Below are 20,503 nucleotides of genomic sequence, written 5' to 3' on the forward strand. Positions count from 1 at the left end.
TGTATACGTTACAGTGGCGGATTAGGATTCAATGAACGCATTCACTAGTCAAAGGAGATGTGAGCGGAACTATCGCATATTTCGCTAGAAGGCTCTAATTTATTTTTTTGATAACGTGTAGCTACTTGCTCCAAATATTTATGAATCAACGCATCGACGGATTCGGGGTTGAGACCCTTTTTGCGGAAGGAGCTAGGCGGAGTACCCATTTCTTTGGTGAACACTTGTGTAAAATAGTGAATGCTTTCAAATCCGGTATCTTCTGCGATCTGTTTGAGCGGGATGTCCGTGTAACCGAGCAAATAAGCGGCTCTCTTGACCCTTTCCGTCTTGACGACCGAAGGGAAGGATTGCCCTAATTCTTCCGCCATAAGGCGAGAGAGCTGCCTTTCGGACAAATGCAGGCTTTGAGCTACATCGGAAAGCGCAATTTTATTCGTAAGATGAGTCTGGATGTACTCTTTTGCCCGTTTAAGTGTTCCTTGCAGCTCTGAAATTGCCGTGGAGGAAACCGTATCGCCCGAGATGCAATGATGCAGAAATAAGTTGATACAGCTCATAACAAGCGAGTATGCAAGCTGTTCAATAGATTCTTTGTAGCGTATTTCAGGTTCGGCGGCTTGAATAAGCAGAGCATGCCAAATAAGTGCGGGCGCCGTTTGCTCCGCATTCGGGATGAATAAGTGCGGATAAGCGCATAGTTGATGGAAATCACGCATAAATGCTTCACCGCATTCGGAAGCTACGGGCTCAAGTGCAAAGAAAAGCAGCAGCATGCCCTCATCGCTTTGTATATAGTGCCGGCTCTCGGGCTTGGAGCAATAGAGGGTTCCGGCACGCAGCGGGTAGGTGACGCCATTTGAAAAGTAAACGCCTTCACCCTGGACGACATAACAAATTTCAAAAAAAGTATGTGCGTGGGGACTATTTCCTTTATGCTGCGGCTTCGCTCCCCAATAGTGAATAAAGATGGATGCGGAGGCCCCTTGCAGCTGAACCAAATGCTGGTTGAGATATAGGTTGCTGCGGGAATAGACGGTATGGCTCAGCATGAAAGTGATCTCCCCTCTATTTGGCTAATTGGCTGCCCTCTATTATATCACGGAATTTTTTAAAAAAGCGGCGTGTTTTTATAAAGACCGGCAAAGGGCGTGTTTTCTATAATGAGATGTAAGATAACGAAAAGGGGCTGTTCGATATGGGAAGCGATAAGCATGTGTCACTTGCAGGCATAATGGGATTTCCGGTAACGCCGTTTGATGATAACGATTATGTGAATGAGAAAGCATTCGAGGCTAATGTCCAATTTTTATTGAATAATGGCTTAGATTCTGTGTTTGTTTGCGCGGGTTCCGGGGAGTTTCAATCTTTGGATATTCAAGAGTACGAGAGACTCGTTACCGTTGGAGTATCGGTTGTTGCAGGAAAAGTGCCTGTGTTTGCAGGTGCCGGCGGCAACTTGAAGGAAGCTGTCGAACGCGCGCAGTTGGCGGAAAGAGTAGGTGCGAACGGCTTATTGCTGCTGCCGCCTTATCTGATCATTCCTGAGCAGGAAGGGCTGTATCAATATTATCGGACGATCGCGCAGAGTACGGAATTACCTGTCATCATTTATCAGCGGGATAATGCTGTATTCACATTAGGAACGCTGGAGAAATTAGCGAACCTGCCGAACGTCATTGGGTTCAAAGACGGTCTGGGCAACTTCGAGCTTAATATCGAATTCGTTCAATCCATAGGCTCTAAGCTGCAATGGATGAACGGGATGCCGCTTGCTGAGCTGACAATGCCCGCTTACAATGCGCTTGGATTTCATTCTTACTCATCCGCTATTTCCAATTACATTCCTCAGGTATCGAGAAAATATTACGAGAGCTTAATCGGCGGCGACCAAGCTTCTCTGCAAGCCATCTATCGCGAAGTGATTTTACCGATTCACCGCATCCGGCAGCTTCGTAAAGGCTATGCGGTTTCACTTATTAAAGCGGGCATGGATATCGTCGGGTTGCCAGTCGGTCTGCAGGTTCGGTCACCATTAGTGAAAGTAGAAAGAGAGCACTATGTACAGTTGGAATCGATTATTAAGAAGAGCATAGATCTTATCGCGGCTACTAATAACGTTTAGGAGGAAATGAACCATAATGAAAGTATCCATTCAAGTTCCTACATGTGATCTGTCGGATAGCGATTTAAAACAAATGTGCCAGCTCGGTGTCGACTGCATTGATTTTACGCGAGGCTCGTCGTTTCCGGGAGTGAAAGAACTAGGTTATCCGGATCTGGATCAGCTTCTTAAACTCAAACGCCGAATCCGCTCACACGGGATGGACATCAATCGAGTGACGCTTCCTGATATATCAAGCAGCTTCATGCAGGATGAACCCGGTTCCGAGATTCAGCTGGACCATGTCAGCAACGCGATTAAAGCATTTGGCGAGGCTGGGATTTCGCTGGTTCGCCAGCGCTTTGCAGGCGATGTTTTTCCGTATATGTCAGAGGAGTATACAGCCGTACACCGAGGCGGGGCACTGGTTCGCGGGGAGTCCATCCGGCGCAATCCGGAACTTCAGCCTCCGACTGTGGAACAGTTGAATGCTTGGTGGAAGCGCTTCGACATAGTCTTCGGGAGACTGGTTCCTTTGGCAGAACAATACAATGTGAATTTGGCCGTGCATCCTTCGGATACGCCTCATCATAATACACCATTCGGCGGGCTTGGTTTTCATCGAGTCATCGACGCCTTCCCTAGCCGGAATGTAGGTCTGGTTTATTGTGTGGGTACACGAGGTGAGGCAGGCGGTACCCCGTTAGTTCTTGATGAAATTTATCAATACGGACGCAAAGACCGGATTTTTCTGGTTCACTTCCGTAACATTCGAGGCAGTTTGGCTACGGCAGGGGCATTTGAAGAGGCGCTGCTTGACGATGGTCATATGAATATGGCCAAAATCCTATTAGCTCTGCATAAAGTCGGCTATAACGGTTGTATTAACCCGGATCATATTACCTCGTTGGAAATGGATCGAGCTCCTCATAATCCTTCGAAATCCGGCATGGGTTGGGTTGGTTGGGCTTATTCCATCGGTTATGTGAAAGCGCTTCTAGCAGCGCTAACCGAATTTCGAGGCGGGAGGGATTAAACGTGGCTGTACCTTTAACGTATCTGAATTATTTAGGCGGCGAGTGGAAGTCTGCATCCAATAAGTCGGTTGAGGCTAGTATGAACCCTGCCAACCGCCACGAAACGGTAGGATATATTCAAAAATCATCGGAAGATGACTTGTTTGAAGCTGTAACTGCGGCCAAAGAGGCAAAGCAGGGATGGCGCAAATTATCGGGACCGGCACGCGGAGAATTCCTGTTCAAGGTCGCCAATCAACTGGAGCGCCGTTTGGATGAGATTGCCGAAATGATGACCCGTGAAATGGGGAAAACGCTTCCTGAGGCGAAAGGTGAAACGGCGCGGGGCGTAGCCATTTTGCGCTATTACGCAGGAGAAGGCATGCGGAAGGCCGGGGATGTAATACCGTCAACGGACAGCTCTGCTTTGATGTTTACAACACGGGTGCCGCTTGGCGTCGTCGGCGTCATTACGCCATGGAATTTCCCCGTCGCCATTCCGATATGGAAAATTGCGCCTGCCTTGATTTATGGCAACACGGTCGTGTTTAAACCAGCCCAAGAGACAGCGGTAACCGCGGCACTGGTTGTCGAATGTTTTCATGAAGCGGGCATCCCGGCTGGCGTCATCAATATGGTGACTGGCGAAGGCGGCGTCATCGGACAAGCCATGGCCGACCATCCGGACATCAATGGACTTACCTTTACAGGTTCCAACGGGGTGGGTAAAAAAGTCGGGCAAAGCGCTTTGGCAAGAGGAGCGAAGTATCAGCTGGAAATGGGAGGAAAGAATCCCGTTATCGTGGCGCATGATGCGGATTTGGATCAAGCGGTGGAAGCAACTGTCAGCGGCGGATTAAGGTCGACAGGGCAGAAATGCACAGCTACGAGCAGAGTCATCGTCCATAGTGGAATCTATGAAGCTTTTAAAGAAAAGCTGCTTGCAAAAATTGCAACGATTCGGATAGGGCCGGGCTTGGATGCAGAAACGTGGATGGGACCATGCGCAAGTGAAAATCAGTACCGTACAGTGCTATCCTACCTGGCAAAAGCCGTAGAAGAAGGAGGTACCTTGCTGTGCGGAGGGGGGACAGGCATGGGGAGAGAGCTAGAAGCGGGCTTCTTTATTGAGCCTACTGTATTCGAACATATCTCCAGCTCGATGACCATCGCCCAAGAAGAAATCTTCGGACCTGTGCTTGCGCTTATTCAGGTGGATTCGATGGAGGAGGCTATCCAAATTGCCAATGATGTCAAATTCGGGCTCAGCGCGTCGATTTTCACGCGCGATATATCGACGATGCTGACGTTCATGAATGACATCGATGCCGGTCTTGTTCGGATCAATGCTGAGAGTGCTGGGGTGGAGCTGCAGGCTCCGTTTGGCGGCATGAAGTTCTCCAGCTCGGGCTCTCGGGAACAAGGGCAGGCTGCAATTGAATTTTATACGGAAATAAAGACCGTATTCGTTAAAGCTTAATACGCATGTTAAGAAGGAGCGCACTTCATCAAATGGTGGAGTGCGCTCTTTGTTATGCCATTATTTTCTGGACGTCACATACTGCTCAATGCCGTCTAAAATTCTTTCGAGACCGAAATCAAATTCTTCCCCAAATTCCTGTGAGTTCTCTTCTTTACGGTGATCCTCCGCTGAGTAGGCACCTGCTTGAACGACTGGCTGGAGATAGGGAAACCGCTCGGCGGTGACCAGGTGATTTAGCGCAGCGCTATAGTCAACGCCTGGAACCGGTCCTGTGTTGACGCCTGTTCGGACTGCACTTTCCATATCCCGCCGAACCAACCCGTAAACACGTGCATAGCTGGTCAGCAAGACAACAACTGATACCTTTTCCTGATGGTTTAAAGGCAGCTCGTGCATAATCTGCAGGGCCCAGTCTACAATCCGCAAGTTATTTGGTGTCATTGGAATACCGGAGGCAGGGATATCACACAACCATGGGTGTTCTAGGAAACAACGGATGATTGTTTGAACAAAGAGCGACATATGTTCACGCCAATGTAAGGAAGCAGGATCCTCGGGAACAGAGATATTGCATACGGCGTCCTGCATGAGGAGAACTAGATCATCCTTGCTAGGCACATATCGGTAAAGTGACATAGTCGTAAAACCTAGGGACGCGGCAACGCGGTTCATGGAAACAGCGGAGAGACCATCCCTATCAGCAATTGCAATAGCAGAGTCTACGATTTGCTTCAGACTCATTTCACGCTTGGGACCTCTCTGCGGCTCTTTGACTAACCCCCAGCTAAGAGCTACACCGCGCGGTAAATCCCCTTCAAATTCATTATTCATATCTAAGAGCCCTCTTTCATACGCTATCCAAAAATGTGGTTGCCTTTTAATTGTATATAACATATACTGTTTATGCAATACACAGTTAATTTAAGTTTTTAAAATAAATAACAGGAGTGATAATCCATATGACGAAAGCTCAAACAATTCTTATTTCTGGTGCAAGTATTGCCGGGCCCGCGCTCGCTTATTGGCTGATCAAGTACGGATTTGAGGTTACAATCGTAGAGCGTGCTCCTGAATTACGGCGAGGAGGCTATGGCGTTGATATCCGTGGCGCCGCAATCTCCGTGCTTGAACGGATGGGCATTCTTGAACAAGTTCGGGCAGCCGATACACACATGACCGGCGTTTATTTCATGAATAAAGATGGCCAAATAGCAGGTCAGATGAGTGAAGCAAGCATGGGAAACCAGCAAGGTCTGGACATAGAAATCATGCGCGATGATCTTACGGATATTCTATATCGTTTGACGAAAGACACTGTCCGCTATATTTGGGGAGATTCGATTACCGCCATTGTTGAGACGGAATCAGGCGCTGAGGTTCATTTTGCCCATAGGAAGCCGCAAACGTTTGATTTCGTGGTGGGCGCTGATGGACTTCATTCCAACGTGCGCAGCTTGACATTTGGCGAGGAGGCACAGTTTAAACGATCTCTTGGTTGCTATATTTCAATTTTTACGACGCCTAATTATCTTAAGCTTGATCACAGCCAACAGTTTTTTACGGTACCAGGGAAGACAGTTGGTATGTATAGTGCGCGTGACAACACGGAAGCTAAAGGGATGTTTATTTTTCAATCACCTGCTTTAAAGTACGATCGACACGACGTTGAAGCTCAAAAAGAGCTTGTAGTCAAAGTTTTTGGTAACGAAACAGGCTGGGAAACGCAGAAATTGATTCATGAGATGACAGATGCGAAAGATTTTTACTTTGATGAGATTTGCCAGATTCATATGCCGACTTGGTCAAAGGGCAGGGTTACGCTTGTCGGCGATGCAGCCTATGGGCCTTCACCGCTTTCAGGGCAAGGATCTAGTCTTGCGATCGTGGGAGCTTATGTGTTGGCTGGTGAATTAAAGGAAGCTAATGGTGACTTTACGAAAGCTTTTACTGCCTATGAGCAAAAGATGCGAGCTTTTGTGCAAAAAAATCAAAAAGTAGGCCTCGTCGCAGCTGGAGGTATGATCGAACGCTCAAACTTCAAAATACGGGTAAGAAATTGCATGCTGCGTGTGCCATTTTTGATGACGTTCATGTATAAAGCAGTGATGAAGATGATTTCTAAGGCTGCGAATGCCATTGAATTGGAAGATTATAGAAACCGCCAGTCTTTTTGAAAAGAAAAAATAGCAATTCTTGAAAACTACTATGCTTATATGTGACAATGAGGATGAACTGAATTTGAACAATGGTAGGAAAACCTTGGAGGAGGATTTATAACGTTATGAGAACCATGAAACTTGGTACCAGCCAATTAGAAGTTCCGGTTTTAGCAGTAGGCTGCATGAGAATTAATTCGTTGGAAAAGACTGAGGCTGAACGCTTCGTCCAATCCGCTTTGGATGCAGGGGCTAATTTTTTTGACCATGCGGATATTTACGGGGGAGGTACCTGTGAAGAAATCTTCTCCGAAGCTATCCATATGAATGATGATATTCGCGAGAAAATCATTCTGCAATCCAAGTGCGGCATTCGCAAGGGGATGTTCGATTTCTCGAAAGAACATATTTTGGAATCCGTCGACGGCATTTTGAAGCGGTTGAAAACCGATTATTTAGACATTCTGCTTTTGCACCGTCCGGATGCCTTAGTAGAGCCTGAAGAGGTAGCTGAAGCTTTTGATCTTCTCGAAAGCACTGGGAAAGTTAGGCATTTTGGTGTTTCGAATCAGACTCCTTTACAAATACAATTGCTGAAAAAGTCAGTGAAGCAACCGCTTGTTGCCAATCAACTACAATTAAGCATCACTAACTCCACGATGATTTCGAATGGCATGAATGTGAATATGTTGAATGATTCCGCCGTGAACCGGGACGGAAATGTGCTTGATTATTGCAGACTGAATGATATTACGATTCAGCCGTGGTCGCCATTCCAATACGGGTTCTTCGAAGGTGTCTTCCTTGGAAACGAAAAGTTCCCTGAGTTGAATCAGAAAATCGATGAAATCGCTGCAAAATATGAAGTGACCAATACGACGATCGCTATTGCTTGGATCTTACGCCATCCGGCACGGATGCAACCGGTAACTGGAACGATGAATATTGATCGTTTAATCGATTGCTGTAAAGCAGCTGATGTGCATTTGACACGCCAAGAGTGGTATGAGATCTATCGTGCTGCTGGGAATATTCTTCCATAAGTAAAGTTGAAAGCCATCGCATCCTTGATGCGATGGTTTTTTCATTTAATCGGTGCTGAGATTTGAATAAAAACCGACCGATATAGGAACGTTAGTCCATATGCAGACAGAAGGGGAGGTTTGAACGATGCCTGATAATCCGAAAAATGTTAAAAATGTCATTGAAAATAAAACGAATATTTTTAATAACATGGGGCAATCAGCAACAAATTATGTGCAGAATGCTATTGAAAATGTGTTTGATTCCACCCAAGACGCAACACAAAACTTAGTGAATAACGTAATGAAGCGGCGTAAAAATGAAAATAAAGAAGGTAACAAATAAAGCTTGTTCATTATATCTATTGGTCATACCGCCTAAATGGCGGTTTTTTTTATGTATAAAAATGTTTGACATCTCTCTAATACTTTTCAGAACTATCAAATTCATGTAAAGTATGGAAAAGACATCTAAGTAATAAGCGATTTTGAATGCTGCTCTGATCTTGAAAACGAGAGGAGATTGATGATGTACTCTTTATTAATCGTGGATGATGAAAGGTGGGTCCGTCAAGGATTAGTTTCAACGATTGATTGGCAAGCGGAAGGTATTGAAGTGCTAGGAGACGTGGAAGACGGAGAAGAAGCTTTGAAATTCATCCAAAGTCATATTCCGGATATCATCATCACAGATATCAAAATGCCGCGAATGGATGGGCTTACGTTTATTGAAACGCTCAAAAATGCCAACTTGTCTTCGAAAATTATCATTATAAGCGGATATAGCGAATTTAGCTATGCTCAGAAAGCGATGCGCTTCGGGGCAGTTGATTACGTGCTGAAGCCAATCGAAGAAACGCTTATGCTGGACGTAGTACGGAAATGTATAGAGCAAATTAAGCGTGAAAGAGAAGATCATCATGAGTTTGTACAAATGTCAGAAAGCATTCGGGAAAGCTTGCCGCTGGCCCGGCAGCGCTACTTAGAAACTCTTTTAACGAATGAAAGCGCTTCTAACCAATATTCGCGAACCGTGTGGGATCGGCTGAATATCCCATTGGATCCCCACCATCTCAAGGTAATTATCGTTAAGGTTTATGATTGGGGCCTGCATGAGCAAAACCCGAAAGAGCATTATTTGCTCCGCCATGCCATTGGCAATTTCGCAAAAGAAACAGTAAAAATGATTGGCAAGATGATAACTTGTCCTTTGCACGATCATGAAGATGCAGATCTTGCCCTATTGATTTCGCCGTTAAACGAGGCTGATCATTGGAGTGAACAGGGGACATGGGAAACGCTTATTACTGCTTGCTGGCGCCACTTAGGCATAGGGATCAACATCGGAATGAGCCATAAAAGCGAAATCACTAAGCTCCATGCTTCTTTCCAAGATGCCATACAGGCTTCCGCGTACGCCTTCTATGACGGTTATGGCAAAGTGTATGCTGCCGAAGGGAAGGAGAAGCCTCCATCATGGCCACTTCAAACCTATAGCCAGCCGAATGGTTGGATGACACGGTTCATCCATGCGGTAAAGCTTGGCGATGATGGTGCACTTCAGGCATTGATCGATGAGCTGTTTACACATCTACAGCTGCATAGGGAGAAGTGTTCTCCACTTTTATTGAGAAAGGGCTTAACCTCGCTCTTCAGCGAGATTGAAAAAAAGCTATGGACAAGCTATTCCTCTGAGCCGAACGCCAACCTCAAAAGCTTTATCCTTCCATACTTCGCTCTGCCCGAGCTGAAAGATGTGCTGCGTGCTATCGTCCTCAAGTTCCAAATTGGCGACAGCACCTCGGGGAATCGAAAAAGATTTATCGAGCTAGCGGTCAAATACATGGAAGAACATTACACAGAGCAGCTTACTATGAACCGGGTAGCTGAGCATTTATTTTTAAATCCATCCTATTTCAGCAAACTATTTCATGAAAAAATGGGCGAGACATTTAGTAAATACATAATCCGTCTAAGGGTGAACAAAGCTAAAGAACTTCTTAAAGATTCAACGCTAAAGATTTATGAGGTTGCCGAGCAGGTTGGATATCAAGATTTCCGGCACTTTGTCAAGCTGTTTAAGGAGCAAGAGGGGATGACTCCGGCTCAATATCGGGATAGAGGCGTTTAGCGGCTAATCGGAGGAGGAGTTTGCTTGAAGCTTCTTACGCATTTAAAATGGCGTTCGGTAGGCTATAAATTATTCATTTTATTTTTTTCCAGTATGTCGATCTCCATCATGCTCATGGGGTACTTATCCTATCATAAAGCGAATGATATCATTAGTTCCAAAGTCTCGCAGGTAGCTTGGCAAACCGTGCAGCAAGCTAACAGGCGGCTAGAGTTAATTATGAACGAATATGACAACCGGTCTTTGCTTATTTTTGGCAATAAGGAAATCCAGAAAGGCATTCTCGGCGAATATAGGGATAGCTATGATCAAAGCTACAACAATCAGCAGATCGGCAAATTTTTGTCCAATTTAGTTAACGTTAAAAATGATACGCTGAACATTTATATTTTGGGCGAACGCAGCGCTTCTTATCGGTTTACGAACAATGGTTTCACGGAGCTCCCGATGATAAGTAAAGTGGAAGCTGAGCAAGATTGGTACAAACAAATTAAAGCAGCCAATGGCCAGGTCGTATGGTATGGCATCCGCTCGCCACTTGTTCAATCGCTTGATCAAGACAATAAGCCTGTGTTTGTACTGGGCAGGTCATTAAAAAATTTCGATAATCTTGACCAAACGCTAGGCGTGCTCATCATGGAGTTTAATCCGGAGTTGATCCAGCAATTTTTGTCGGAGGTTGATTTTCAAGCGCAAGGTACCACTTATATCGTCAATCAAAACGACACGGTTGTTGCCGATTCGAACAACTCGCTTACTATGCGTCCTGCCGGGCTGAATTTACCTCCTGCAAGCAGTGGATATTTAACGGAAAAGGTCGATGGCAAGGAAGTTATGCTTGTCTATGACCAACTGAAAATAACAGATTGGAAGCTTGTCGGTATGGCTCCGATTCAAAATTTGGTTAGTGATTCAAGGAAAATCGCATACTACACGGTCTATCTTGTCATTGGATTTAGCGTTGTGGCTATTGCGCTTGCTTTCCTTGTTGCCAAACAAATGCATAAGCCGGTCAGGATGCTGCTCTGGTCGATGCGCAGGGCGAGAGAAGGCGATTTCGAGGTGCAAATTACGAATGAGCGCAGTGATGAATTCGGTATGCTGTATCACAGCTTCAATACGATGGTGACGCGAATTAAAGACTTAATTGATGAAGTATACATTCAAAAGCTCCTAAAAAAAGAAACGCAGTTGAAAATGATGGCGTCGCAGATTAACGCGCACTTTTTGTACAACACATTGGATTCCATTCATTGGATTTCTCGCATTTACAAAGTCGATGAGATCAGTACGATGATCTTCGGTTTATCCAAATATTTAAGGATCAGCTTAAGCGAGGGGAACGATTTTGTTACTGTCAAGGAAAGTGCGGAGTTGTTGGAAAGCTATATATCGATACAAAAAGTAAGGTATCAAGATAAATTTACGGTGAATATGAACATAGACCCCGCCTTGCTGAATTTCAAGGTTCTGAAGTTTGTATTTCAGCCCCTCGTAGAAAATGCCATTTATCACGGCCTTGAGAATAAGCGTGGAAAGGGCAAGTTGGACATTAGCTGGAAAATGGAAGGGCAAATTCTCATCTTTGAGGTTGAGGATGACGGAATCGGAATTTCAGCGAACAAAATGGCCGAGCTTACAACTATGATGGATAGTGATGAATGGGAGGGAGAACATAATTTTGCCTTAAGAAATATTCATTCGCAAATTCAATTAACCTACGGCAAAGAATATGGACTTTCCATTGAAAGCACTTTGGGTGTTGGCACAAAAGTCACTTTGGTCCTACCGTTAAGATCATGACGAAATGCAGGAACGAACAAAAATAATACACTAAAAACAAAAATCGCCTCGTTTAAAGAAAGGTATGAAAGCGCCTACAATATAAATAAGCTCATAAGCGAGTGAGAAACTAAAAGGAGGCTCAATATGATGAATAAAAAAATACGAATCGATTGGCAAAGAACAAAATTGATTGCACTCCCACTTTCAGCAGCACTGGCGATGACGTTAACAGCGGCCGGATGCAGTTCGACGAACACCGCATCGAGCAGTCCCGACAGCAAAGGTACAGAAGCGAAAAGTACAGAAACCAGCAGCCCCAAGGCTGCTACGAACTCAGGTGAACCGGTTACTATTGATTTTTGGTTTCCGTGGGGCGGAGACTATCAGAAAGATTTCAAAGCTAGTGTTGTGGACGTATTTGAGAAGCAGCATCCTAACATAAAAGTGAAAATGACATTCGTGGAGACGACGGGCCAAACACAAGCCTCCGATAAATTACTTACAGCCATTGCAGGCGGCAACCCGCCTGATGTCGCTTTGTTCGATCGATTCTTAATCGGATCTTGGGCGGCGAAAGGCTCTCTGACAGATTTATCGAGCTATGTGAAAAGCAGTGGAATCTCTCCCGATGACTACTATAAAGGTCTTTGGTCTGAAACTGTTTACAAAGACAAAATATATGCATTGCCTTGGGGGACGGATAATCGCGGAATGTTCTACAACAAAACTTTGATGAAAGATGCTGGCCTTGATCCGAATAAGCCACCGCAAACGATTGAAGAGCTGGATCAAATGGCGGAGAAAATATTCAAAAAAGGCAGCAACGGTAAATATTCGCAAATTGGCTTTATTCCATGGATGAATCAAGGTTTCTTCTATACACAAGCCTGGAACTGGGGCGGGAAATGGGAGGACAGCAGCCATAATTTGACTCCAAATGATCCGCAAAACGTGAAGGCGCTTGCATGGATGGCCGATTACGCTAAAAAGTACGATATCGCTAACTTGACAAGCTTCTCCGACGCTATGGGTCAAACGGGTATGAATCCGTTCTGGACAGGCAAGGTTGGGTTCGAATTTGACGGGAACTGGATATTGAACGATTTGGCGAAATATAAGCTTAATTTCGATTGGGGCGTAGCTCCGATGCCAGCAGCTGAAGGCAATAAATCGGTGACATGGGCTGGAGGTTGGTCTTATGTTATTCCGAAGGGTTCCAAGCATGAGAAAGAGGCGTGGGAATTCGTGAAATTCGTTGCACATAAGGAAGGCTCGCTGCTCTGGGCGAAACGTCCGAAAGCGGGTAACGATATCAGTGCGATGCCAAGCGTGAATGAAGAGCTGAAACTGGCAGACAACCCGAATTTGAAAGTATTTCTGGACTTAATGCCTACGGCTTACACCAGACCCGTCTCACCGGCAGGCGCATTCTTATGGAATGAAGCGATGAGGGTCCAAGATTTGGCGATTCATGGCAAAGGAGACGCTAAAACGCTGCTCGATGAAGTGAAGAAGAATGTCGATGCGGAATTAGCTAAAGCAGGAAATTAATTTTTCGTACAAATAGGGGGGTAGGGCATTCTGTTTTGTCCTGCCTCTTTTACTTGAAAAGGAGGGGAAAGGATTGAAAATGGCCGAAACTGAAACTCCCATAAACCAAACGTCAGCTACCGCACATCTTGTAAAGGCTAAGAAATCGCGCTTCGAGAAAAAGATTTCCTTATTCGGCTTTATCTTCGCATTGCCATGGATTATCGGCTTGCTTCTCTTTCACGCTTATCCGCTAATTATGTCAGCTTACTATAGCCTAACCACCTACAGCATTCTTGAACCTGGACAATTCGTAGGATTTGATAATTATGCAAATCTTTTTAAGGACAGGGTATTCTGGATCAGTATCTATAATACCTTGTACTATACGGTTATTTTTGTTCCGCTAAGCATTGCATTTGGCGTCTGTCTGGCGCTGCTGCTAAATTTAAAGATACGCGGTCAAGGCATTTACCGAACGCTATTCTTTATTCCTAGCTTAGTACCTCCAGTTGCCACCACGATTATCTGGCTTTGGCTGCTCAACCCGCAATTCGGCCTCGTGAATTATTGGTTGGATAAAATCGGTATCTCGGGACCGCCATGGATTGGCAGCGAAGCGTGGTCTAAGCCTTCCTTAATTCTGATGAGTCTATGGGGGACAGGGCAAGCGGTTGTCATTTATTTGGCTGGTCTGCAGGATATTCCGCAAGATTACTACGATGCCGCCAGTGTGGATGGAGCCAGTGCTTGGCAGAGAACGAAAACGATTACTTTGCCGTTGTTAACGCCTGTTATCTTTTTCAACTTAATTATGGGCACCATCGGCGCACTGCAAAATTTCGTCCTGCCCTTTACGCTCACGAACGGTCAGGGGACACCAGCTAATTCTATGATGTTCTATGTGATGTACTTGTACACGAACGGCTTCGGTTACTTAAAGATGGGTTATGCTTCCGCCATGGCCTGGATTCTGTTCTTGATTGTGGTCGGTTTAACAGCGCTGATTTTTGTGTCTCAGAAGCGTTGGGTCCACTATCAAGGAAAAGAATAGGGAGGGAGCGATTGATATGGGGAGCACGGAACTCGGAACTGTACAAAAAATATTTTCACATCTTCTGTTAGTTGTCATTGGCGCCTTTTTCCTTTCGCCGTTTCTATGGATGGTTTCTACTTCGCTCAAAGCTAACAATGAATTGTTTCAGTGGCCGCCTGTCTGGATTCCGAGCGTGTTGGAGTGGAACAATTATCCGGCAGCGCTAGATTATATTCCATTCTTCAAATATTTGAAGAATACGCTGACGATTGCAGGTTTATCGACGTTTGCAGTGTTATTTTCATGTCCGCTTGTCGCATATAGCTTGGCAAGAATTTCTTGGAGGGGGGCAAAACCGCTTTTTGCCGTTACGCTCATCGTAATGATGCTGCCTTATCAAGTTACGATGATTCCAATTTTTATCGCATTTAAAAATTTCGGTTGGGTAGGGACGAATATCCCGCTTTGGCTTCCTGCTTTTTTCGGCGCACCGTTCTATATTTTCTTGCTTCGCCAGTTTTTTATGGGTTTGCCGAAGGAATTGGAAGATGCTGCTCGTATTGACGGCGCTTCGGAGCTTCGCATTTATGGGCAAATTATACTGCCCCTCTGCCGTCCGGCCCTGCTGACGATTGCGCTGTTCCAGTTCATGGGCAGCTGGACGGATTATCAAGGACCACTTATTTATTTGTCGGATGAGAGCCAGTATACCTTGATGCTTGGCATGCAGGCGTTTAAATCTCAACATGGCGCTGAGTGGCAAATGATGATGGCTACGTTGGTTATGATTACTTTGCCGATTATTGTGCTGTATTTCCTTGTGCAAAGAGCTTTTATTCGTGGAATTACTTTCTCAGGTATTAAATAGGAGGCTACAGTCCAATGAGTAAAATTCGTGTTGGTATGATTGGAACGGGGGGTATTTCTCAACTCCACGGCCGTCAGCTGCTGGAACTAGAGGAAGTGGACATTGTCGCACTTTGTGACACTAGTGCAGAAAACCGGGAAAAGTTCGCTGCCAAGTTTGACCTTGATGATGTCAAGCACTTTACTAACTATCGAGAGATGTTGGATGAGTCCGAATTAGATGCTGTCGTCATATGCTCCCCGCATACGATGCACTTCCAGCAAGTGACCGATGTGTTGAATAAAGGACTGCATGTGCTGATTGAGAAGCCGATGACTTGTTCCTCGGAAGAAGCGGAGATGCTGATTGCTACAGCGGAAAGAGCAGGGAAGGTGATGCAAGTTTCCTACCAACGCCATTTCCAACCTGAGTTCCTATTCATTCGCGAAGCAATCGCAAGCGGTCAGATTGGTAAGTTGACATCCATTACAGCATCGTTGTACCAAGAATGGAAACAATTCACGACCGGCTTATGGAGACAAGTTCCGGTGCTATCTGGCGGCGGTATGCTGATGGATTCCGGCAGCCATATTATCGATGTGCTTCTCTGGACGACGGGACTCACGCCGGCCCAAGTGAAGCCGAACCTGCATTTGCAAGGAGCGCCGGTGGAAATCGACTCCTTCACTTCGATTCGGTTCGAGGAGGGCGCGGTGGCTGGATTGAACATTATCGGTTTTGCGCCATGCTGGCATGAAACCTATGTATTTTGCGGCGAAGATGGAGGTATTTTTTACGATAACGGTAAAATAACTATTCAACGCTTTGGACAAAAGCCCGTCGTGCCCGAGCTTCCTAAGCAAAAAACGAATCAAGATAAAAGCTTTATTGATGCGGTACTCGGACGCCATGAGGTGAAGGTGCCAGGCACTTTTGCCCTGAAAGTTGTTAAGTTAACGGAGATGATCTATCAAGCTGCCGGATATAAACCGTATTAATCCTAGGATGTGAGGAGAAAACATAATGAAGCTGAAAGTAGGAATGCGCATTCCGCCAAAAATCGGCGCCGAAGGGCTGGAGCAAACTGCCGCATGGGCTGCCGAGGCAGGATTGGATGTCCTTGACGTCCCACATTTAAATCAGGAAGTTAAGCAAATATGCGATTCAGCGGGAATTGGAATTGGCTCCGTAGATGCCGTTCAGATGGGTGCCACACTGTTAAATAAAGAGGATAGCCGCAGGGAGCGTGCTGCGGAAGCGGTTAAGAAGCAGATTACGGAAATGTCTGCGCTCGGAGCGAAGACGATGTTCATGTGCCTCGTACCGGAAGATCACACACAGTCAAGAAAGGAAAGCTTCGCGATATGGAAGGACACCTTCCCGGAGATAGTCAGCCACGCCGAACGTCAAGGCGTTTACATAGCGATCGAGGGCTGGCCGGGTCCAGCCCCGCATTATCCGACAATCGGATGTACGCCGGAAATGTGGCGGGCCATGTTTGAAGCGATTCCATCCAAGCATTTTGGTCTAAATTATGATCCATCGCATCTAGTGCGGCTTGGCATTGATTACTTGCGTGCATTGAGCGAATTTGGCGAAAGAGTAAATCACTGTCACGGCAAAGATACGGAGATTTTGCCTGATGAGCTCTATGAATGCGGCGTCCTTCCGGCAACCTTCGGGGACAAATACAGCTTTTCCGAAGGCTCGTGGCGATATACGATTCCCGGTCATGGAGCAGTTGAATGGAGTAAGGTCGCAGTCAGATTGGATCGTCTGGGGTATCACGGTGCAATCTCTATCGAGCTGGAGGACCATCGCTTTTGGGGCACGCTGGACAAAGAGCGGGAAGGCATCGTGAAGGCGGCAGCATATTTGAGGAACTATTTTTAAGTGAAATAAAGTTAGAAAAGCCTATCCAGAACAGCTTACAACTGTTCGGATCGGGCTTTTTTCGTTCCGTAGCATGTACCCGTAAATAGGAAGATATGATACGATATTTGATAAGGTCATACACGCCTCATCAGGTCTAGTTAGGGGGTATCCTCAATTTATTTTTATTTCGACTCATAATGCGTTACATTTAATGGAAAGATGTATAATAACTTCATCTATGAATTAGACAGGACGTGAAGAAATGAACGACAAAGTTGTGCTGCCGGTCTGGACGATCGGTTTATTTATCGTTGTGATGAATACAACGATGTTTAATGTTTCAATCCCGAGTATTATTCAAGATCTACATATTACCGCTGATCTCGGCTCTTGGGTAATCTCCAGTTATTCCATCGGTTATGCGTTATCTACTGTGATCTACAGCAGACTCACCGATACGGTGCCGATAAGAAAATTGTTGCTGGTCGGGCTGCTCGTCCTTGGCTTATCATCCATCCTAGGTATCTTTGCACGCGATTTCCATATCCTTCTGTTGGCGCGCATTTTACAATCCGCTGGCGCTGGCGTGATGGCAGGACTCGGATTGGTGTTAGCCAGCCGCTATGTGCCGCTCGAGAGACGCGGCTCCGCAATCGCCATGATTTCTGCGGGGAGTGCGATGGCTTTTGGACTCGGCCCGATTGTAGGCGGACTTATTTCGGAATATTTGGGCTGGAACGGGCTTTTCGCAGTAACGGTTCTAGTTCTTGTGATCCTTCCCATACTTCTTCGCTTGCTCCCCAAAGAGACGGCGTTGCCGTTTCAATTCGATATGCTAGGGGCGCTGCTTACGGTTGTAAATGCGGCTACATTACTTTTGGCCGTGACGCAAATGTCGTTTATCTGGCTTGCAGTCAGCTGTCTTTCATTCTTGCTGCATGCCTGGCATATGAGGAGGGGGAAGCAATCGTTTATCAATCCTGATTTGCTGAAAAACAATGCTTTTCGGAAACTCGTTGTAATTGGATTTTGCATTTTGGTTTTGAACCTCGGAAATTTGTTTTTAATGCCGCTTGTTCTGGCTAACTTGCACCATTACTCAGCTATGCAAATAGGTTTGACGATAGCGCCAGGTGCGGTGCTGTCCGCTTTCTTGACTCGCTTCGTGGGGAGATGGATTGATCAGTACGGCAACTTGCGCTTTCTGCTGATTGGACATACGATTTTATCATTCGTCATGCTAGGCTTCTGCACAGTGCTGGGATCATCACCGATGATCATTCTCCTCGGATACATTTGTTTTTCGCCTGCATTTTCGGCAACGATTGCTTCCTTGAACAATGAGACATCGCGTATTTTGCCTAAAGAGTTGATCGGATCTGGCATGGGACTCATGCAGCTCATCCAGTTTTGCGGAGGTTCAATCTCTGTAGCGGTATGCGGAATTTTGATTGAAATACAAAAGAAATCAAGTCTTCTTCAATCCTATCGGCATGTCTATAGTTTATTGCTGGTAGTCGGATTGGTTTCCGTAGGGATGCTGCTTTGGTACAAGATGTCGGTTGCAGAAAAAGCAGCGATTTAAGAAGTAAAAGCCGGAGCTCACTTCGGCGAATTGCGAAGGAGCAGATTCAAGCTTACCCATCTGTTCACTTTATGGAGGAGACAGCTCTTACCATTGATGGTGAGGAAGGTAACTTTCAGATTACAACGGCACAAGGGTCAACTTTCCGGGCTAAAAAGCTGCTCTTTGCAGTAGGGATGAAGGACTTGCCTCTGGAAATTAACGGCTTAAATGAGGTTTACGGCAAAAGTGCTTTTGTTTGCCCGTATTGCGACGGCTGGGAATTGAGAGACCAGCAGCTTGTCTTGATTGCGAAAGGGGCAAGAGCGCTTCACTCAGCCAGAATGCTGGCGGGATGGACTCATCATTCCGTTATCTGTACAGACGGACCGGATGAGTTGACAGACGAGCAACGCAAAGAGTTGAAGCAGCGTAACGTCCCTGTGTATGATTCTCCGATCCAACAGATACAGTCAAAGGACGGTATGGTGCAGCAAGTCGTGCTGGAGGATGGCACCTTATTAACATGCACGGGTATTTTCTTTGCGCCGAAGTTGGCTCCCGGATCAGATTTGCCGCGAAAATTAGGCTGCCAAGTTACCGAAGCTGGGGCGGTTATTGTGGATACTTTTGGAAAAACGAATGTACTTGGCATTTACAGTGCAGGAGATGCGGCGTCGGAACTCTACCAGGCAATTACCGCCGCTTCATTAGGTGCTCTAGCAGGTGTAGGCATCAATAATGAGCTGCTTGCTGAGGCTTGGAACAACCCCTCTAGTTTCCCGAGCAAGCCTGAATAACCTAATCGTCTGGTTGCTTCAGAAAAATTAAAAAAGCTGCCCATTTGAAATTCAAAATGGGTAGCCTTTTTTAATCTAGAAATGTCCGATTGAACTTGCACAACAGTTCGCCGAATTTTTGTTGATCTTCCATCTTCCATTCTTGAAGCAGCTCCGCTACGCGTTCAAACCGGGCCTGTTTGTTGGAAACGAGTTCCTTGGCGCCGATTTCTGTGATTTGAAGGGAATACGCACGGCCATCTTGAGGATCAGGTATCCGGTAGACGTACCCTTTTTGCTCTAAAGCAGCTGTTTGACGACTGACGGTCGAGATATCCAGATGAAATTCCTCCGCCAAGGCTTTCACACCGGCAGAGCCATGAGAGGAAATTTGATGGAGCAGAAGATAGGCGGAACGGTCCAGGCTGCCAACTTTTTTATTCGTAGCGGCAGCCATTAATCGACGCATAAGAATGGCTAATTCGAGTTCAATTGTTTCAGCAGGATGAATAGTCATAAAGTACCTCGTTATTGATTTCTATATAAGAATTATTGTAATCGTATCATATTCAGATTGTTTTGAATATCTTCCATTATTCGGATGAATACAATTGAACTTCCCGGTTAATAGTTGTATAATACAAATATATAGTTGCATTATACATCTAGTTCCTACAGAAGGCAATTTATATGGGAGGGGAACCGTCATAAAAGCGAAGGATATCATGGTTCGTCAAGTGTTCAAAGTGAAGGAAGATGACCCTGTACGCAGTGTAATTGAGAAATTTATTAAATATCGAATCAGCGGTCTTCCTGTCGTTAACGATCGCAATGAAGTAGTCGCTTACATTAGCGATGGGGATATTATGCGTTATATCGGTAAGCACGAGGACCATGTCTTCGGCTCTTTTATTTTCACAGCTGTGATTAAAGGTGACTTCGAAGAGTTTCACGAAAGAGTTCAAAGTCTGCTCCCCATTAATGTTATGAAAATTGCTCAAAAGAAAGTAATTGCCGTAGACGCGGAAGAGGATATTGAGCAAATTGCCGCCATATTAGGTAAAAAACGAATAAAGAAGCTGCCTGTCTTACAGCGCGGCGTATTAGTCGGGATCATTAGCAGGGGGGACGTCATTCGTCATTCTTTTCAATCTATTTTATAAGGAGATGCTAGC

At 45.6% G+C, this 20,503-nt stretch carries 19 protein-coding genes; 16 read left to right on the top strand and 3 right to left on the bottom strand.

Annotated features, from left to right (window positions below; all coding sequences use genetic code 11):
• Positions 1–44: 44 nt before the first annotated feature.
• Positions 45–1,052: an AraC family transcriptional regulator gene (locus J2Z65_RS18140; protein ID WP_167057715.1), complete on the bottom strand. Its 1,008-nt coding sequence runs from the start codon at positions 1,050–1,052 to the stop codon at positions 45–47.
• Positions 1,053–1,198: 146 nt separating this feature from the next.
• Here J2Z65_RS18140 and kdgD point away from each other — a divergent pair, with 146 nt between their 5' ends.
• The 3 genes from kdgD to gucD are packed head-to-tail and all read left to right on the top strand — an operon-like array spanning position 1,199 to position 4,600.
• Complete coding sequence (kdgD, locus tag J2Z65_RS18145) at positions 1,199–2,125, top strand: 5-dehydro-4-deoxyglucarate dehydratase (protein WP_167057712.1); 927 nt, start codon at positions 1,199–1,201, stop codon at positions 2,123–2,125.
• A 16-nt stretch (positions 2,126–2,141) separates the two neighbouring features.
• Positions 2,142–3,140, top strand: coding sequence for a mannonate dehydratase (locus J2Z65_RS18150; RefSeq protein WP_193580914.1), 999 nt, complete (start codon positions 2,142–2,144; stop codon positions 3,138–3,140).
• A 2-nt stretch (positions 3,141–3,142) separates the two neighbouring features.
• Positions 3,143–4,600 carry an alpha-ketoglutaric semialdehyde dehydrogenase GucD gene (gene gucD, locus J2Z65_RS18155; protein WP_338111675.1) on the top strand — a complete coding sequence of 486 codons (1,458 nt, stop codon included), beginning with the start codon at positions 3,143–3,145 and terminating at the stop codon, positions 4,598–4,600.
• 60 nt (positions 4,601–4,660) lie between these two features.
• Here gucD and J2Z65_RS18160 read toward each other — a convergent pair whose 3' ends face one another.
• Complete coding sequence (locus J2Z65_RS18160) at positions 4,661–5,434, bottom strand: TetR/AcrR family transcriptional regulator (RefSeq protein WP_167057709.1); 774 nt, start codon at positions 5,432–5,434, stop codon at positions 4,661–4,663.
• Positions 5,435–5,562: 128 nt separating this feature from the next.
• Here J2Z65_RS18160 and J2Z65_RS18165 point away from each other — a divergent pair, with 128 nt between their 5' ends.
• From J2Z65_RS18165 to J2Z65_RS18220, 12 genes are all read left to right on the top strand, one after another.
• Positions 5,563–6,777, top strand: coding sequence for an FAD-dependent monooxygenase (locus tag J2Z65_RS18165; protein WP_167057706.1), 1,215 nt, complete (start codon positions 5,563–5,565; stop codon positions 6,775–6,777).
• 107 nt (positions 6,778–6,884) lie between these two features.
• Positions 6,885–7,802: an aldo/keto reductase gene (locus J2Z65_RS18170; RefSeq protein WP_167057703.1), complete on the top strand. Its 918-nt coding sequence runs from the start codon at positions 6,885–6,887 to the stop codon at positions 7,800–7,802.
• Between the two features lie 127 nt (positions 7,803–7,929).
• The gene (locus tag J2Z65_RS18175) at positions 7,930–8,127 is read left to right on the top strand and encodes a hypothetical protein (protein ID WP_167057700.1); all 198 of its coding nucleotides are present in this window, start codon (positions 7,930–7,932) and stop codon (positions 8,125–8,127) included.
• Between the two features lie 180 nt (positions 8,128–8,307).
• A complete protein-coding gene (locus tag J2Z65_RS18180; RefSeq protein WP_193580913.1) occupies positions 8,308–9,912 on the top strand; it encodes a response regulator in 1,605 nt (534 codons plus the stop codon).
• A 24-nt stretch (positions 9,913–9,936) separates the two neighbouring features.
• On the top strand, positions 9,937–11,715 hold the full coding sequence (locus J2Z65_RS18185) for a cache domain-containing sensor histidine kinase (RefSeq protein WP_167057694.1): 1,779 nt from the start codon (positions 9,937–9,939) through the stop codon (positions 11,713–11,715).
• A 126-nt stretch (positions 11,716–11,841) separates the two neighbouring features.
• Positions 11,842–13,248: an ABC transporter substrate-binding protein gene (locus tag J2Z65_RS18190; protein ID WP_167057691.1), complete on the top strand. Its 1,407-nt coding sequence runs from the start codon at positions 11,842–11,844 to the stop codon at positions 13,246–13,248.
• Between the two features lie 79 nt (positions 13,249–13,327).
• Entirely contained in the window at positions 13,328–14,281 is a 954-nt protein-coding gene (locus J2Z65_RS18195) for an ABC transporter permease subunit (RefSeq protein WP_167058110.1), read from the top strand.
• A gap of 16 nt (positions 14,282–14,297) precedes the next feature.
• Positions 14,298–15,131, top strand: coding sequence for a carbohydrate ABC transporter permease (locus J2Z65_RS18200; protein WP_167057688.1), 834 nt, complete (start codon positions 14,298–14,300; stop codon positions 15,129–15,131).
• 14 nt (positions 15,132–15,145) lie between these two features.
• Entirely contained in the window at positions 15,146–16,108 is a 963-nt protein-coding gene (locus tag J2Z65_RS18205; protein ID WP_167057686.1) for a Gfo/Idh/MocA family protein, read from the top strand.
• 25 nt (positions 16,109–16,133) lie between these two features.
• Positions 16,134–17,003 (top strand): sugar phosphate isomerase/epimerase family protein, encoded by an 870-nt coding sequence (locus J2Z65_RS18210; RefSeq protein ID WP_167057684.1) that lies wholly within the window; start codon positions 16,134–16,136, stop codon positions 17,001–17,003.
• A gap of 244 nt (positions 17,004–17,247) precedes the next feature.
• Entirely contained in the window at positions 17,248–18,570 is a 1,323-nt protein-coding gene (locus tag J2Z65_RS18215; RefSeq protein ID WP_167057681.1) for an MFS transporter, read from the top strand.
• Entirely contained in the window at positions 18,531–19,349 is an 819-nt protein-coding gene (locus J2Z65_RS18220; RefSeq protein ID WP_193580912.1) for an NAD(P)/FAD-dependent oxidoreductase, read from the top strand. Before J2Z65_RS18215 ends, J2Z65_RS18220 begins: the two co-directional genes overlap by 40 nt.
• 70 nt (positions 19,350–19,419) lie before the next feature.
• Here J2Z65_RS18220 and J2Z65_RS18225 read toward each other — a convergent pair whose 3' ends face one another.
• Complete coding sequence (locus J2Z65_RS18225; RefSeq protein WP_167057678.1) at positions 19,420–19,845, bottom strand: MarR family winged helix-turn-helix transcriptional regulator; 426 nt, start codon at positions 19,843–19,845, stop codon at positions 19,420–19,422.
• A gap of 190 nt (positions 19,846–20,035) precedes the next feature.
• Between J2Z65_RS18225 and J2Z65_RS18230 the strand changes: the two genes are divergently transcribed.
• Complete coding sequence (locus J2Z65_RS18230) at positions 20,036–20,491, top strand: CBS domain-containing protein (protein WP_167058104.1); 456 nt, start codon at positions 20,036–20,038, stop codon at positions 20,489–20,491.
• The last annotated feature ends 12 nt before the right edge of the window (positions 20,492–20,503 follow it).

Origin of the sequence: Paenibacillus aceris, from assembly GCF_017874035.1 — a bacterium.
Taxonomy (GTDB): domain Bacteria; phylum Bacillota; class Bacilli; order Paenibacillales; family NBRC-103111; genus Paenibacillus_E; species Paenibacillus_E aceris.